The organism is Mycobacterium sp. NGS66 (genome assembly GCF_059812225.1).
The window spans coordinates 184,193-198,629 of the sequence record NZ_JCALCG010000013.1 but is presented as its reverse complement, the minus strand read 5'-3'; the positions used below and the strand labels follow the sequence as shown (position 1 = coordinate 198,629).

Here is a 14,437-nt window from a genome sequence, read left to right as displayed (position 1 = left end):
CAGCTTGACTGCAGATATGACACCATCGCATTCGTGTCTCACAACAGCCCGTGGCCCTGAGCGAGTGATCGATTGTCGGTAGAAGCGCGTACTCCGGTGGCGGTCGGCGTAGGCGAAGTCACCCATCGCGGGGACGACGTCGTCACCGGCCTCGGTTGGTATTCGACGAAACATTCGGTCGGTGTGTGGTCGGCCACCCCTCCACCAACCGGGTGGCGACTGATCGACACGGCAGACGAACAAACTCCGATCGATTCATCGCGGCTGGCCGTCGCAGGCGTCGACGAGGCGACCGGTCGCGCGACAGTGGACGGGTACACGGTCGAATACGACCGAGACGGGCGACCTCGATGGACACCGACCATCGCGCACCTGTCCGACGGGCGAAGAGTCGTCGCACGCAGCGACGATCCGCAGATTGCCGAGGCGATGGCGGGCGAGATGTACGTTGGCAGAACGGTTTGCCTCCGAAACACAGGGTCGTCCACGGGATTCGAGCTTCCATGATCGCCGAGGCCATGGTGTTGACCGGACCGCGGAATCTGGAGCGGCGCCAGATGACCATCCCCGACGTCGGTGACCGCGGTGCGATCCTGCGAGTTGAAGCATGTGGTCTATGCGGTACAGATCACGAACAATTCACCGGACACCTGCCTGCCGGCTTCTCATTCGTTCCAGGTCACGAAATCGTCGGCATCGTCGAACATGTCGGCAATGCGGCCAGCGAACGCTGGTGCGTCCGGGCCGGCCAGCGCGTGGCCGTCGAGGTGTTCCGGTCCTGCCGAGACTGCCCGGAGTGTCGCCGCGGCGAATACCGGCGATGTGCGGTGAACGGCATCGCCACCATGTTCGGGTTCGTCGACGTGGAGATCGGCGCCGGGTTATGGGGCGGATACGCCACCCATGTGGAGCTTCCGTGGGACGCGATGCTACTCCCGATTGCCGAAGACATGGACCCCGTTCTCGCCACGTTGTTCAACCCTCTCGGGGCCGGTATCCAATGGGGGAAAACTCTTCCCGACACCAAGGCGGGGGGTATCGTAGCGATACTGGGACCGGGCATCCGCGGGATCTGCGCGGCGGTGGCGGCGAAAGAGGCGGGAGCCGCTTTCGTCGCGATGACCGGCATCGGTCCACGCGACGATCAGCGACTGGCCATAGCCAGATCATTCGGTGTCGACCTGCCCATCGACGTATCGCAGGACGATGCAGTGACAGCGCTCCAGCGTGAGACAGGCGGACAGCTTGCCGACGTGGTCATCGATGTCACCGCCAAAGCACCCTCCGCGTTCGCCGACGCCGTCGCCCTTGCCAGGCCTGGCGGCAGGGTCGTGGTTGCTGGCACCCGCGGCGGAGGCGGCGCGCCCGGCTTTGAACCAGACACGCTGGTGTATAAGGAATTACACATCGCCGGTGCACTCGGCGTGGAGTATCCCGCCTACCGGGCAGCCCTCGAGATTCTGGCCACGCGCCGCTGGCCGTTCGACCGGATCACAAGAGAATCAACCGGATTCGCTGGTCTCGCGCCGCTGCTCAGTTCGCTTGCAGATGAAAATGCCAAATCGAGTGCGGCCCTGCACAACGTCTTCGTGCCCACGCCCTCACAGCATGCGGAGCTTCAACAGAGGAAGGTCACACGTGACGAGAACGGAACGCGTACCGATGCTCGACCTTGAGCAGGCCCGGCTGCGGGCTGCCGAGTGTGGGCTGCCCGCAGAGATGGCAGAACTGTCAGTATTTCGCGTGGCACTTCACCAGCCGAGCCTCGCAGTGGCCCTGTACGGAATGCTTGAGGCGCTGCTATTTAACGGTGTGCTCGACGCCCGGCTACGCGAATTGATCATCATGCGCATCGGCTGGGTAACGGGGTCGGTATATGAGTGGACACAGCATTGGCGAATCGCGACGCTGCTCGGTGTGGCTTCGGATGACCTTCTGGCGGTGCGTGACTGGCAGAGTTCCAATCGTCTGGGCCATGCCGAGCGTGCGGTCCTGGCGGCGACCGATGATGTGGTACGTGACGGGGTCATTGCCGAGGAAAACTGGGCCGCGTGCCACAAGGCATTCAATGGCGATCACGCGGTTTTGGTCGAACTTGTCGGAGCGATCGCCAATTGGCGGCTCTTTTCGATCCTGCTTCGATCCTTGAATATTCCGCTTGAGTCGGGTACCGACTCCTGGCCGCCCGATGGGCGAGCCCCTCGACGTGACGATTGAGTAAAAACGGTTGTTCAGCAATCGCACCCAAGTTGAAGCTCGGTTACCCCTTATGTTCCTAGTCAGTTGTGGGCTATTGAATTTCAAACGGGTAGTTGTGATTTCGGTCTCTTAGCCACGGTCTCGGGGTAATGCCACCAACTGGACATGTGGAGCCAACTGTTCTGGGACGCCTACACCAGCTTGAAGCACGCTCCGTCATACGAATACGATCCAAGGGATGTCGAGGTTCTTCGCGACTCAGGCCAACTGTTACTACTGGGAGAGTCGTTCAATCGGGTCGCTGGCAACAGAACGCCAATGAAGGCGATCGTCGGCAGTCACCGCACACAGCACCTCACGCAGAGAATTCAAGAGCCCGCTGCTGCAAGCTAGACCCGGCGTCCGACACCGAGGCGCTGCCGTCTTCATACAGCTGACCACGAACGCCAGCCGCGCCGAAGTCCCACCGGGGACGGCAAACACCTTCCGCCGCAACACCTTCGGATGCAGCTTGGACGGAAGGCCACCAGCCACCATAATATCGACCGTCTCGGCGTCGCCAGCACCGCGGACGAATCGGTGTACCGGCCCGTTGCCACCTCGCCTCCGGCTTGCGCGGGTCAATCTCTCAGGTCGTCGTTGCCACACTCAGAAGTGACATGTACAAATCACGGTTCAGCGAGTGTACAGTTCACGGTGTGGAGGTATCCGTGACCGAGTTGCGCGCGCACCTTAGCGATTGGCTCGATCGAGTTCGGGCTGGTGATGAGGTCGTCATCACCGACCGCGGGATTCCGGTCGCGCGACTCGCTGCGCTGGACAGCGCAGGCACCTTGGAGCGTCTCACGGCCGAAGGCGTGATTGCCAGGGCCACCGCGCAGCGGCCCGTCGCTGCGGGACGGTCCCGGCCCCGACCGCGGCGGCCGGTGTCTGACCAGGTCAGCGACCAGCGGCGCTGACCGGTGCCGCTCGTCTACTTCGACGCCAGCGCCTTCGTTAAACTTCTCACCACCGAGACAGGAAGCTCGCTGGCATCCGCGCTGTGGGACGGCTGCGACGCCGCATTGTCCAGCCGCCTGGCCTACCCCGAAGTCCGCGCCGCACTCGCTGCAGCAGCCCGCAATCACGACCTAACCGAATCCGAGCTCGCCGACGCCGAGCGTGACTGGGAGGACTTCTGGGCCGCCACCCGCCCAATCGAACTCACCGCCACGGTTGAACAGCACGCCGGCCGCCTCGCCCGCGCCCATGCCTTGCGCGAAGCCGACGCTGTCCATCTGGCCAGCGCGTTGGCAGTCGGCGAACCCGGCTTGATCGTCGCCGTTTGGGACCGACGCCTGCACGCCGGAGCCCAAGCCGCCGGGTGCCGACTCGCCCCCGCCCAACTCGACCCCTAATCCGACCGCTCGACGTCAGAGGTGGGTCGACCCCGGCATGGATGACGATCAGGTACCGATTCGCCAGGTCAGAACCCGTGTCGTAAGTGGCCAAGTCCCCCCTCGGACACGCGACTGAGGCGAGCGAAATGAACGCTCGCGTTCATTTCCGAGCCGATGGAGTGTGTTGAGCGGCGAAGCCGCGATCACACGTTCGCAGCTTGGTTGGCGGGTGCTTATGCAGCTGACCGCTGCGCTCCGGCGCGACATGTACAAATCACGGGTTCGGTGAGTGTACGGTTCACGTGTGGATGTATCCGTGACCGAGTTGCGCGCGCACCTCAGCGATTGGCTCGATCGAGCCAGGGCTGGTGCTGAGGTCGTCATCACCGACCGCGGGATTCCGGTCGCGCGACTCGCTGCGCTGGACAGCGCAGGCACCTTGGAGCGTCTCATGGTCGAAGGCGTGATTGGCAAGGCCACCGCGAAGCGGCCTGTCGCTGCGGGTCGGTCCGGGCCCCGACCGCGGCGGCCGGTGTCTGACCACATCAGCGACCAGCGGCGCTGACCAGTGCCGCTCGTCTACTTCGACGCCAGCGCCTTCGTCAAACTTCTGACCACCGAGACAGGGAGCTCGCTCGCGTCCGCGCTATGGGACGGCTGCGACGCCGCATTGTCCAGCCGCCTGGCCTACCCCGAGGTCCGCGCCGCACTCGCCGCAGCAGCCCGCATTCACGACCTAACCGAATCCGAGAGCGCCGAAGCCGAGCGTGAATGGGAGGACTTCTGGGCCGCTACCCGCCCAGTCGAACTCACCGTGACCGTTGAACGGCACGCCGGCCACCTCGCCAGAGCCTATGCCTTGCGCGGAGCCGACGCTGTCCATTTGGCCAGCGCGTTGGCAGTGGGCGACCCCGGGCTGATCGTCGCCGTTTGGGACCGACGCCTGCACACCGGAGCTCAAGCCGCCGGGTGTCGAGTCGCCCCCGCCCAACTCGACCCTTAGCCTGACAGGCACCGATTCGCCACTTCAGGACCCGCAACGATCGCTTTGAGACGTAGGCTTGGTGGCTAGGAGTCCCCATGAACCGACCGAGCGGCTTTCTTAGGCGGACGTCGGCGCGCACCTTTCGCGACCGCCGTGAGGCAGGCCGCGTGCTGGCCGAAGAATTGGCCCCGTACCAGGGTAGGGACGGCTTGCTGGTGCTGGGGCTGGCTCGCGGCGGCGTTCCGGTCGGCTGGGAAGTCGCCTCGGCGCTGCGGGCCCCGCTGGATGTGTTCCTGGTCCGCAAGCTCGGGGTGCCGGGCTGGTCAGAGCTCGCGATGGGCGCGTTGGCCAGCGGCGGCGGCGTGGTGATGAATGACAACGTGGTGTCCAGCTTGCATGTCAGCGACGAGCAGGTGCGCGCGGTGATCGACCGCGAGACCGCGGAGCTGCAGCGGCGCGAGCAGGCATATCGCGGCGGGCGACCGCTCGCCGACCCGCACGGTAAGACCGTGATCCTGGTCGACGACGGAATCGCCACCGGCGCGAGCATGCTGGCGGCGGTGCGGGCGCTGCGCGCCGCCAAGCCGGACGCTGCGCCGCAATCGATAATCGTCGCGGTTCCGGTCGGGCCGCAGTCAGCCTGCCGCGAGCTCGCAAGAGACGCCGATGAGGTGGTGTGCGCGACCATGCCGCCGGCGTTCGAGGCCGTCGGGCAGGTCTACCGCGACTTTCACCAAGTCACCGATGACGAAGTGCGCGAACTGCTCGCCACACCAACCGTCGGTGACTGACCGGACTCCTACTTGGCGCCATCGTCCCGGCTGATCGTCGACTGCTGGGTCGCACCGCCATCCGCTTCAGTGGTCTCCTGGTCGGCTTCCTCGGTGAGTTCCTCCGGATAGTCGACGTAGCCGTCCTCGTCGTCGCTGATCTCACCTTCGCCGTCTTCGCCCGCGGCGCGCGCGCGGCGTTCACGCACTGCGTCGATGATCAACAGCACCACTCCGACGACGCTGGCGACGATGCACACCCAGGCCACCAGCTCGTTGCTGGTGACCACGGCAAACACCAGCGCGACGAGCCCAATCAGCGCCAGTACCAGCGCAATGATCAACATCCGCGCTAGTTGTTACCCCGGCTGAACTGGTCGAAGCCGCCGCCGTCGGCGGTGGAGTCGACGGGGGCCGCCGACCCACGCTGACCGAGTTCCTCGAGCTGAGACTCCAGGTAGGTCTTGAGCCGGGTGCGGTATTCACGTTCAAACGTCCGCAGCTGCTCCAGGCGACCTTCCAGCACCGTGCGCTGCTGATTGATCGTCCCCATGATCTCGGAATGCTTGCGTTCGGCGTCGGCCTGCAGGGCGTCGGCCTTCTCCTGGGCCTGGCGCAACTGACTCTCGGAGCGGCTCTGGGCGTCGGCCAGCATCGCCTCGGCGCGTTGCCGGGCCTCGGCGACGGTGGTGTCCGCGGTGTGGCGGGCTTCGCTGAGAATCTGGTCGGCATTGGCCCGCGCATCCGCGAGCATCTTGTCCGACTCCGCCTTGGCGGTGCTGGTCAGCCGGTCGGCGGTGTCTTGCGCCAGGGCCAGCACTCGAGCGGCCTTGATGGCCTGTTCCTCGTTGGTCCCGGTCGGAGCCGCCGCCGGAGCGGCCACGGGCGCCGGGGCGGGCTCGGGCTCAGGCTCGGGCTCGCGGATCGGTATCGCCTGGGTCGGCGCCGCGGAATAAGAGGCAGCACCAGCGCCCGCCCCCCCGGCGAGCTCTTGCTCCAACTCGGCGATTCGCTGGCGAAGATCGGAATTTTCTTCGATAAGCCGCGTCAGCTCGTTCTCCACCAAGTCGAGGAAGGCGTCAACCTCGTCTTCGTTGTAACCGCGCTTGCCGATTGGCGGCTTGCTAAACGCCACATTGTGGACGTCAGCTGGTGTAAGCGGCATTGTTCGTTCCCCTCGAGTTCCTGTCAAACGCTCTGGAAAGTCTAGAACGGACTGGCAGCGATCGTGCAACTGCCGCCCATCCTGTCACACCAGACCCGCCGGTTGCTGATTGGACCAATAAATAAGGACGAATTTCAAACTCTAAATTCCGTTTTCTTAGTTTTGAAATCACGCACTCCGAACTGTCGCCGAACCGTATCCGAAACGACGCCCCCCGGCACCGCGGCCCCAGCGCAGATCATGTCCGGCCCAGCGCCACCTGCCAGCCGATGAAGACCACCAGCAAGAGCACCATGATGGACAGGTCGAAGCGGACTGCGCCAATGGTCAGTTGCGGGATCAGCCTGCGCAGCAGCTTCACCGGCGGATCGGTGATCGACATGATGATCTCCAGGATCACCACGGTGATACCGGTGGGGCGCCAATCGCGGCTGAATGAGCGGATGAACTCGATGACAATCCGGAAGATGAGCAGCACCCAGAAAAAGAACAGCGCAAAGCCCAGGATCTTGACGAACAGCACCCGATGACCCGACCTAACGATGAGATGTCAATAGTCGCCCTCGCGCGACGATTTTCAGGGTACCGACTCCACCGGCCGACACACATCTCACCCGTCGGGAAGCAGCCGCGCCGCGCCGGGGTGCCGACCGGTCCTCGGGCGGCAGGTGCGCCTATTGGTAAGCGTAGAAACCGGTTTCGGCAATGCGGCGCCGCTCCTCCGGGGAGACGTCGACGTCGGCGGGTGAGAGCAAGAACACCTTGGTCGCCACCTTGTCGAATGAGCCACGCAACGCGAAGGCCAGCCCCGCCGCGAAGTCGACCAGCCGTTTGGCGTCGGCATTGTCCATGGAAACCAGGTCCATGATCACCGGGGTTCCGTCCCGGAATCGCTCGCCGATGGTGCGCGCCTCGCTGTAGTCCTTGGGCCGCAGCGTGGTGATCTTCGACAGCGGGTGACCTTCCTCGAACATCATCGCCATCCGGCGCGGGTCCATGGCCAGCGCGCCGCGAGTGGAGCCACGCAGCCAGGACCCGAAGCGAGGCCGGCTCATGTCAGTACGGTCGAACTCGCGGGCCCGGAACGGGGGCTCTTCTGCGTAGCCGCCCCGGTAGCTGCTGGGCGGCGGGTAGTCGGCCGGCTCGCCGCGCATGTCCCGGCGAGGGTCGTCGTATTCGCGGCCCTCATAGCGGCCGTAATCGTCGTCGAACCGCGAGCGGGAATAGCCGCGGGATGGCGCGCGGTCGTCGTAATACTCGTCGTCGTAGTCGTCCATCGGCGCCATACCGAAGTAGGCCTTGACCTTGTGCAGTGTGCTCATTGCGGTGACCCCTTCTAGCCCCTGGGAGTATTGGTGTCTGTGATGAAGGTGTGACTACAGTGACTAATTACGGTGACCGTAACCGCCGCGGGCCCAATAGCGCGGTACCGACACGCACACATGTCGAACCATGTTTGACGGCGATTTCCAGATCGTCGGACATGCCGGCAGACAACCCGACGGCATTCGGATGGGCGTCCAGCACCCGGCGATGCTCCGATTGAAGCCGGTCAAAGGCCAGTTCGGGGTCCCAGTCCAGCGGCGGGATTCCCATCAACCCGATCAGGTCCAGACCGCGAGACTCCTGCACGTGCGCGCAGACCTGCTCAAGCGCCCCAGGCGCGTTGACGTCGACGCCGCCGCGGGAAACATCGCCGTTGAGGCTGGCCTGGACATAGACCCGCATCGGGTGCTCGCGGCGGCCCTCGGACATCGCCGCCAGCACCGCGCGGTCCAGCGCGGTGACCACCTGTCGGCTGTCCACCGAGTGCGCCGTGTGCGCCCAGCCGGCCAACGACCGCGCCTTGTTGCGCTGGATTCGACCCACCATGTGCCACTGGATATCTGAGGACTCCAGGCGCGGGGACGCCGCGCTCAGCCGGGCGAGTTCGGCAATCTTCGCCCGGGCTTCCTGCTCCCGCGATTCGCCGACGGCCCGGCAACCCAATCTGGACAGAATTGCAACGTCGGTTGCTGGAAAGAATTTGGTGATGGGCAGTAGTTCAATTTCGCCGACATTGCGGCCTGCCGCTTGCGCGGCCGCGGCGAGCCTGGATCGCACGCCCGCCAGCGCATGGGTCAATTCCGATTCGCGGTCGCCGTTGTCTGGACGGGACGCCGCCACCCCCACTGCCATGACGGTCATTCCATCCAGACGAGCGACGCCAGCCGCCCCGTCGGCGCACCCCGTCGATGGCTGAACAAGGTCGGGTCGGCCACCGTGCAGCGCGGATCGATATCGATCGCTTTCACCCCCAAATCGCTTAGCTGACAAGCGATTCCGGCCCTCAGATCAAGCCCGGGAGTTCCGGCGGTGGTAGTGGTGCGGCTGCCCGGCAACGCCGCCTCGACCTCGTCGGCCATCGCCGCGGGCACTTCGTAGTTGCGGCCGCTCACCGCCGGCCCCAGCAGTGCCGAAATGTCCTCGGCCCGTGCGCCCAGGCTCAGCATCGCCTCCAGCGCACGGACCACGACACCGCGCTGTGCGCCGACGCGGCCGGCATGGACGGCCGCCGCGACACCGGCACGCGCGTCGGCCATCAATACCGGCACGCAGTCGGCGGTCACCACCGCCAGCGCCAGTCGTGCCGTGTTGGTCACCAACGCGTCCGTCTTGTCGACGGGGGCATCGCGCGGTCCGTCGACCAGCTCTACTCGATCACCGTGCACCTGGTTCATCCACACCACCCGGTGCGCTGCCAAACCGATCGCAGCGGCCAGCCGGGCCCGGTTGGCCGCGACTGCCGCCGGGTCGTCGCCGACGTGGTCACCGAGATTGAAGGTGTCGAAGGGCGGTTTCGACACGCCGCCGGCCCGAGTGGTAGTCACCCGCCGGATGCGAACGCTCACGTGCCCAGTATCCGGATTCGGCGCGCATCGGGGCTTCCACCGACCGCGGTGGGCCTCAGCGGCGCATGAACGGGGGCACGTCGACGTCGTCGTCATCGCCGCCGATACTCAACGTCGCGCCATTGGTGTGCACCGGCACGCTGACCGCGTCGACCGGCTCGAACAGCGTCGACGTGAGCTTGCCCGCCTTCGCGGTCTCGATGCGGTGCGCCCCGCCTTTCTCCCCGGCGATGCCACCCACCACGGGTTTGCGCCCGGGACCGGCGTCGAAGCCGGCCGCGATCACGGTGACCCGCACCTCGTCGCCCAGCGAGTCGTCGATGACGGTACCGAAGATGATGTTGGCGTCTTGGTGGGCGGCGTCCTGCACCAGCGAGGCCGCCTCGTTGATCTCGAACAAGCCCAGGTCGCTGCCACCGGCGATGGACATCAGCACGCCCTGGGCGCCCTCCATGGACGCCTCCAGCAGCGGCGAGTTGATCGCGATCTCGGCAGCTTTGAGCGAGCGGCCTTCGCCTCGGGCCGAACCGATGCCCATCAACGCGGTGCCCGCACCGGACATGATGCCCTTGACGTCGGCGAAGTCGACGTTGATCAGCCCGGGCGTGGTGATCAGGTCGGTGATGCCCTGCACGCCGTTGAGCAGCACCTCGTCCGCGCTGCGGAAGGCGTCCATCAGCGATACCGCGGCGTCGCCCATCTGCAGCAGCCGGTCGTTGGGGATCACGATCAGGGTGTCGCAGCTTTCGCGTAGCGCGTTGATGCCGTTTTCGGCCTGGTTGCTGCGCCGCTTGCCTTCGAAGGAGAACGGCCGGGTGACGACGCCGACGGTCAGTGCGCCCAACTTGCGGGCGATGCTGGCGACGACGGGCGCGCCGCCGGTGCCGGTGCCGCCACCTTCGCCGGCGGTGACGAATACCATGTCGGCCCCGCGCAGCAATTCTTCGATCTCGTCCTTGGCGTCCTCGGCGGCCTTGCGCCCCACCTCGGGATCTGCGCCGGCGCCCAGTCCGCGGGTGGAGTCGCGCCCGACGTCGAGCTTCACGTCCGCGTCGCTCATCAGCAGTGCCTGCGCGTCGGTGTTGATCGCGATGAACTCCACGCCCTTGAGGCCCTGCTCGATCATCCGGTTGACGGCGTTGACACCGCCTCCACCGATGCCCACGACCTTGATGACGGCCAAGTAGTTATGCGGGGGGGTCATCATGTGTCTTCCTCCCATGGTGGGCCTGTCTTTCCCCGTTTCGGCCGGGGTTCTCCCGTGTTCTCTACTGCTGGCTACGGTGTGTCTGCTTGGCAAACCCTCAACCTCAACCATAGAGTTAGAGTTATGTCAAGTAGTTCCGCGTAACCAGAACCGTATTGGCACTACGTCCGCGAACCTCGCAGGCGCGCCGACGGGTGCGCCGCGAATTTTTTGGGCGCCCAGCGTGCGGCCAGCTGCACATTCGACGTCGATTGTGCGGCGAGCCGCACAATCGGACCGCGACATGCGACTACTTGACGGTCGGCAGGTCCGGGCTGGACACGTCGTAGGTCCGCCCGGGCTGGGTCAACAGTGCCGCCAGCTTCACAGCCTTTTCCTCGGCGCGATCGGTGCTCCCCCAGATCACCACCCGCCCGTCGGACAGCGTGAGCGTGATCGACGACAACGACGGCGCCGCGATCTTGCCCACTTGAGCCGCGACCTCGGGACGCAACGTGGTCAAGACCTGCAATGCGGCCTTGGTCGCCGGGTCGGTAGGCCCGGGGTTGTCGACCTCCAGATAAGGCAGCGTGGCCTGGGGTGGAGCCGTCGCAAAGTCGACGCCGTCGCGGTCGAACAAATGGGTGCCGTCGGGAAAGTCCTTCACCGCCACCGGCACTCGCTCGACAATGGTGATTCGCAGCGCAGAAGGATACTGCCGCTGCACCCGCGCACTGGCCACCCGCCTGATGGCGGCCACCCGGTCGGCGACTTGGCTGGTGTTGATCTGCAACAGCGGCGTCCCGTGGCGCACCTGCGCCGCGTCGAGCACCTCTTCACGAGTCACCGCCCCGGTGCCGCTGACGATGATCGAGCGCGCCGACATCGCCGGCGTGAAGTAGAGGATCAGGGCCAGCGCTACGCCGGCGACCACCAGCAACACTGTCCAGAGCAACATCTTCAGACCCCGGACAACGCCGCGCGCAGGGCGCTGGGCGGGGTCCGGCTCGTTGAGCAGGTTCACCCGGGCTTGGCGCTTGGCTGCGCGGCGCGCTTGCTCGATCGCGGCGGCGCGAGCCTGCGCGGCCCGGCGCTCGGCCCGCTCCCGTCGGGCCCGCCGCCGCGGCCCTTCGACTTCGGCTTTCTCGGGGGCCTCGTCGGGTGGCTCGGCGTCGTCGCCCGGTATCGGCTCGGCGGCGGTGTCGTCGATGGGCTCGCTCATTGCCAGACCCCGGACTGGCCGGGCGCGCTGCGGTTGGCCCGTAACCGCAGCGCGGTGACGATTTCGGGACCCAGCAGGGTCACGTCGCCGGCGCCCATCGTGACGATGACGTCGCCGGGAGCGGCAGCGTCGGCCACCTCTGCGGCAACGGCCGAGAAGTCCGGAAGGTAGCGCACCGGGGTGCTGATGTGCTCGGCGACGGTGGCGCCGCTGATTCCGGCGAGCGGTTGTTCACGCGCGCCGAACACATCCAGCACGAACACCTGATCGGCGGCATCCAGTGCCCGGCCGAACTCGGCGGCGAAAGCCTTTGTGCGCGAATACAAATGGGGTTGAAACACCACGATGGACCGGCCACCGCCGCTCTGCTCGAGCACGGTGCGAACGGCCGCGAGCGTCGCGCTGATCTCCGTCGGGTGGTGGGCGTAGTCGTCGAACACCCGCACCGAGCCCGCGCTGCCGACCAGTTCGAATCGGCGTCGCACGCCCTCGAAGCCGGCCAGCCCGTCGAGCACCTGGTCAGCGGTCGCACCGACCTCAGCGGCGGCCAGCAGCGCACCCAGCGCATTGAGCGCCATGTGCCGGCCGGGCACCGACAGCCGCATCACCCGCACGGGAGCCGGTTCGGGGGCCAGTTGAATGTGGGCGACCGCCTCGGTGCCCTGTTGCTCCCAGGACATCAGCTTCCCGGCCAGGTCCTCGCCGGACGAGCCGTAGCGCAGCACCCGCACGCCCAGCTGCGCCGAACGGTCGGCCAGCGCGGCCGCGCCCGGGTCGTCGGTGCACACCACCAGTGCCCCGCCGGGAGCAAGCCGCTCGACGAAGGAGTCGAACACTCCCACGTAAGCCTCGGAGCTGCCGTAGAAGTCGAGGTGGTCGGATTCGATGTTGGTCACCACCGCGACGTCGGGCGTGTATTCCAGCAGCGAGCCGTCGCTTTCGTCGGCCTCGGCGACGAAGCAGTCACCGCTGCCGTGATGAGCGTTGGTGCCGGCCTCGCCCAGCTCACCGCCTACCGCGAAGGACGGATCCCGTCCGCAATGCTGCAGCGCGACGATCAGCATCGAGGTCGTGGTGGTCTTGCCGTGTGTGCCGGTGACCATCAGCGTGGTGCGCCCGTCCATCAGCTTGGCCAGCACGGCGGGCCGCAGCACCACCGGAATGCCGCGGCGCCGGGCTTCGACGAGTTCGGGGTTGGTCTTGGGGATGGCAGCATGCGTCGTGACCACGGAGGTGGGCCCACCGGGCAGCATGTCCAGCGACGACGCGTCGTGCCCGATGCGGATCAGCGCCCCGCGGGCCCGCAACGCGTGCACACCTCGCGACTCCTTGGCGTCGGAACCCGATACCAGCCCACCGCGGTCCAACAGGATCCGGGCGATGCCCGACATGCCTGCGCCGCCGATGCCCACCATGTGCACCCGCTGCAGCTCGGGGGGCAACTGCTCGCCGTTCACCGCGGCCTCCGAGTAGCGCGAGCCGATTGCCGGCGGTGGCGGGCGATGTCCAGGGCCGCCTGCGCCACTTGGCGTGCGGCGTCTGGATGCCCGACCCGCGCGGCCGCTGCCGTCATCGCCGCCAGCCGGGGTGGGTCGGTGAGCAGCCCGGTGACTTCTCGTGCGACCAGCGCGGGCGTCAGGTCGGCGTCGGCGACCAGCATGCCGCCGCCGGCATTGACCACCGGCAGCGCGTTGAGCCGCTGTTCTCCGTTGCCGATCGGCAGCGGGACGTAGATGGCCGGCAGTCCCACGGCCGACACCTCGGCCACCGTCATCGCCCCGGATCGGCAGATCACCAGGTCTGCGGCGGCGTAGGCGAGGTCCATGCGGTCCAGGTACGGCACCGCCACGTAGGGCGGCTCACCTGGCTGCGGAGTTCGCAGTTCCAGCGTGTTCTTCGGACCGTGGGCATGCAGCACCGCCACGCCCGCGGCGGCCAGCTCGGCCGCGGCGGCCGACACCGCCCGGTTCAGCGAAACCGCGCCCTGCGAGCCCCCGAACACCAACAGCACCCGCGCGTCCTGGGCGAAGCCGAAGTGTGCCCGCGCCTCGGCCCGTAACGCCGCGCGGTCTAACGCGGTGATGGCGGCCCGGACGGGTACGCCGACCACCTCGGCGTGGGGCAGCCCGGAATCGGGGACGGCGGAAAGGATTCGATCCGCGGTGCGGGCACCGACCCGATTCGCGATCCCGGCCCGGGCGTTGGCCTCGTGGATGAGCACCGGCACCCGGCTACGACCGCGAAGCCCCCTGGCGGCCAGGTACGCCGGCAGCGCCACGTATCCACCGAAGCCGACGACCACGTCGGCGTCGACAGCGTCGAGCACCGACCGGGTCTCCCGGACCGCACGCCAGACCCGGGTGGGCAGCCGGGCCAAATCACCGGTGGGCTTGCGCGGCAACGGCACCGGGGTGATCAGTTCCAGACGGTAGCCGCGTTCGGGCACCAGCCGGGTCTCCAGGCCGCGCGCGGTGCCCAACGCGGTGATGCGGACCTGCGGGTCCAAGGCGGTCAGCGCGTCGGCGACGGCCATCGCCGGTTCCACATGGCCGGCGGTTCCGCCGCCGGCGAGCACCACCGACAGTGCTGGCGGCAAAGAGCCCGAGCCGTGGTTGGGTGTTCCCAGCCCGTCGGCCGGCT

Annotated in this window: 14 protein-coding genes and 4 pseudogenes; 8 read left to right on the top strand and 10 right to left on the bottom strand. The window is 66.8% G+C overall.

Going from position 1 to position 14,437, the window contains the following annotated elements; genetic code table 11:
* Positions 1 to 138: 138 nt before the first annotated feature.
* The 8 genes and pseudogenes from AC5Y2L_RS22100 to AC5Y2L_RS22065 all read left to right on the top strand — a co-directional run.
* Positions 139 to 507, top strand: a pseudogene (locus AC5Y2L_RS22100) (TLP1 C-terminal extension domain-containing protein); the annotation flags it as partial.
* Positions 504 to 1,676 (top strand): zinc-dependent alcohol dehydrogenase, encoded by a 1,173-nt coding sequence (locus AC5Y2L_RS22095; protein WP_012394837.1) that lies wholly within the window; start codon positions 504 to 506, stop codon positions 1,674 to 1,676. The pseudogene AC5Y2L_RS22100 and the gene AC5Y2L_RS22095, both read left to right, overlap by 4 nt.
* A complete protein-coding gene (locus AC5Y2L_RS22090; RefSeq protein WP_012394838.1) occupies positions 1,639 to 2,217 on the top strand; it encodes a carboxymuconolactone decarboxylase family protein in 579 nt (192 codons plus the stop codon). Before AC5Y2L_RS22095 ends, AC5Y2L_RS22090 begins: the two co-directional genes overlap by 38 nt.
* A 486-nt stretch (positions 2,218 to 2,703) precedes the next feature.
* Positions 2,704 to 3,158, top strand: a pseudogene (locus AC5Y2L_RS22085) (type II toxin-antitoxin system Phd/YefM family antitoxin).
* Between the two features lie 3 nt (positions 3,159 to 3,161).
* Entirely contained in the window at positions 3,162 to 3,596 is a 435-nt protein-coding gene (locus AC5Y2L_RS22080; protein WP_012394840.1) for a type II toxin-antitoxin system VapC family toxin, read from the top strand.
* A 241-nt stretch (positions 3,597 to 3,837) separates the two neighbouring features.
* Positions 3,838 to 4,143: pseudogene (locus AC5Y2L_RS22075) on the top strand (type II toxin-antitoxin system Phd/YefM family antitoxin); the annotation flags it as partial.
* 3 nt (positions 4,144 to 4,146) lie between these two features.
* On the top strand, positions 4,147 to 4,581 hold the full coding sequence (locus AC5Y2L_RS22070) for a type II toxin-antitoxin system VapC family toxin (protein ID WP_499931616.1): 435 nt from the start codon (positions 4,147 to 4,149) through the stop codon (positions 4,579 to 4,581).
* A gap of 74 nt (positions 4,582 to 4,655) precedes the next feature.
* Positions 4,656 to 5,354 (top strand): annotated as a pseudogene (locus tag AC5Y2L_RS22065) (phosphoribosyltransferase); the annotation flags it as partial.
* Between the two features lie 8 nt (positions 5,355 to 5,362).
* Here the strand turns inward: AC5Y2L_RS22065 and AC5Y2L_RS22060 are convergent.
* From AC5Y2L_RS22060 to murG, 10 genes are all read right to left on the bottom strand, one after another.
* Positions 5,363 to 5,680 carry a hypothetical protein gene (locus tag AC5Y2L_RS22060; protein ID WP_499931619.1) on the bottom strand — a complete coding sequence of 106 codons (318 nt, stop codon included), beginning with the start codon at positions 5,678 to 5,680 and terminating at the stop codon, positions 5,363 to 5,365.
* A gap of 5 nt (positions 5,681 to 5,685) precedes the next feature.
* Positions 5,686 to 6,498: a DivIVA-like cell division protein Wag31 gene (gene wag31, locus AC5Y2L_RS22055; RefSeq protein ID WP_499931622.1), complete on the bottom strand. Its 813-nt coding sequence runs from the start codon at positions 6,496 to 6,498 to the stop codon at positions 5,686 to 5,688.
* 238 nt (positions 6,499 to 6,736) lie between these two features.
* Positions 6,737 to 7,021 (bottom strand): YggT family protein, encoded by a 285-nt coding sequence (locus tag AC5Y2L_RS22050; protein WP_067228903.1) that lies wholly within the window; start codon positions 7,019 to 7,021, stop codon positions 6,737 to 6,739.
* A gap of 151 nt (positions 7,022 to 7,172) precedes the next feature.
* Complete coding sequence (locus tag AC5Y2L_RS22045) at positions 7,173 to 7,820, bottom strand: cell division protein SepF (protein ID WP_499931625.1); 648 nt, start codon at positions 7,818 to 7,820, stop codon at positions 7,173 to 7,175.
* Between the two features lie 67 nt (positions 7,821 to 7,887).
* Positions 7,888 to 8,685, bottom strand: a complete 798-nt coding sequence (locus tag AC5Y2L_RS22040; RefSeq protein ID WP_499931627.1) for a YggS family pyridoxal phosphate enzyme — start codon at positions 8,683 to 8,685, stop codon at positions 7,888 to 7,890.
* Positions 8,682 to 9,389 (bottom strand): peptidoglycan editing factor PgeF, encoded by a 708-nt coding sequence (pgeF, locus tag AC5Y2L_RS22035; RefSeq protein ID WP_499931629.1) that lies wholly within the window; start codon positions 9,387 to 9,389, stop codon positions 8,682 to 8,684. Before pgeF ends, AC5Y2L_RS22040 begins: the two co-directional genes overlap by 4 nt.
* 55 nt (positions 9,390 to 9,444) lie before the next feature.
* Positions 9,445 to 10,593 (bottom strand): cell division protein FtsZ, encoded by a 1,149-nt coding sequence (gene ftsZ, locus AC5Y2L_RS22030; RefSeq protein WP_499932363.1) that lies wholly within the window; start codon positions 10,591 to 10,593, stop codon positions 9,445 to 9,447.
* Between the two features lie 292 nt (positions 10,594 to 10,885).
* The gene (locus AC5Y2L_RS22025; protein ID WP_499931631.1) at positions 10,886 to 11,797 is read right to left on the bottom strand and encodes a cell division protein FtsQ/DivIB; all 912 of its coding nucleotides are present in this window, start codon (positions 11,795 to 11,797) and stop codon (positions 10,886 to 10,888) included.
* Positions 11,794 to 13,212 (bottom strand): UDP-N-acetylmuramate--L-alanine ligase, encoded by a 1,419-nt coding sequence (murC, locus tag AC5Y2L_RS22020; RefSeq protein ID WP_499932365.1) that lies wholly within the window; start codon positions 13,210 to 13,212, stop codon positions 11,794 to 11,796. Before murC ends, AC5Y2L_RS22025 begins: the two co-directional genes overlap by 4 nt.
* 38 nt (positions 13,213 to 13,250) lie before the next feature.
* Positions 13,251 to 14,423 (bottom strand): undecaprenyldiphospho-muramoylpentapeptide beta-N-acetylglucosaminyltransferase, encoded by a 1,173-nt coding sequence (murG, locus tag AC5Y2L_RS22015; RefSeq protein WP_499932367.1) that lies wholly within the window; start codon positions 14,421 to 14,423, stop codon positions 13,251 to 13,253.
* Between the last annotated feature and the right edge of the window lie 14 nt (positions 14,424 to 14,437).

Excerpts from the sequence above, each read along its gene's own strand:
- murC (WP_499932365.1), bottom strand. The coding sequence starts at position 13,212 with ATGGTGGGCATCGGCGGCGCAGGCATGTCGGGCATCGCCCGGATCCTG.
- AC5Y2L_RS22040 (WP_499931627.1), bottom strand. The coding sequence starts at position 8,685 with ATGACCGTCATGGCAGTGGGGGTGGCGGCGTCCCGTCCAGACAACGGC.
- wag31 (WP_499931622.1), bottom strand. The coding sequence starts at position 6,498 with ATGCCGCTTACACCAGCTGACGTCCACAATGTGGCGTTTAGCAAGCCG.
- AC5Y2L_RS22095 (WP_012394837.1), top strand. The coding sequence starts at position 504 with ATGATCGCCGAGGCCATGGTGTTGACCGGACCGCGGAATCTGGAGCGG.
- AC5Y2L_RS22060 (WP_499931619.1), bottom strand. The coding sequence starts at position 5,680 with ATGTTGATCATTGCGCTGGTACTGGCGCTGATTGGGCTCGTCGCGCTG.
- ftsZ (WP_499932363.1), bottom strand. The coding sequence starts at position 10,593 with ATGACCCCCCCGCATAACTACTTGGCCGTCATCAAGGTCGTGGGCATC.
- AC5Y2L_RS22025 (WP_499931631.1), bottom strand. The coding sequence starts at position 11,797 with ATGAGCGAGCCCATCGACGACACCGCCGCCGAGCCGATACCGGGCGAC.
- AC5Y2L_RS22045 (WP_499931625.1), bottom strand. The coding sequence starts at position 7,820 with ATGAGCACACTGCACAAGGTCAAGGCCTACTTCGGTATGGCGCCGATG.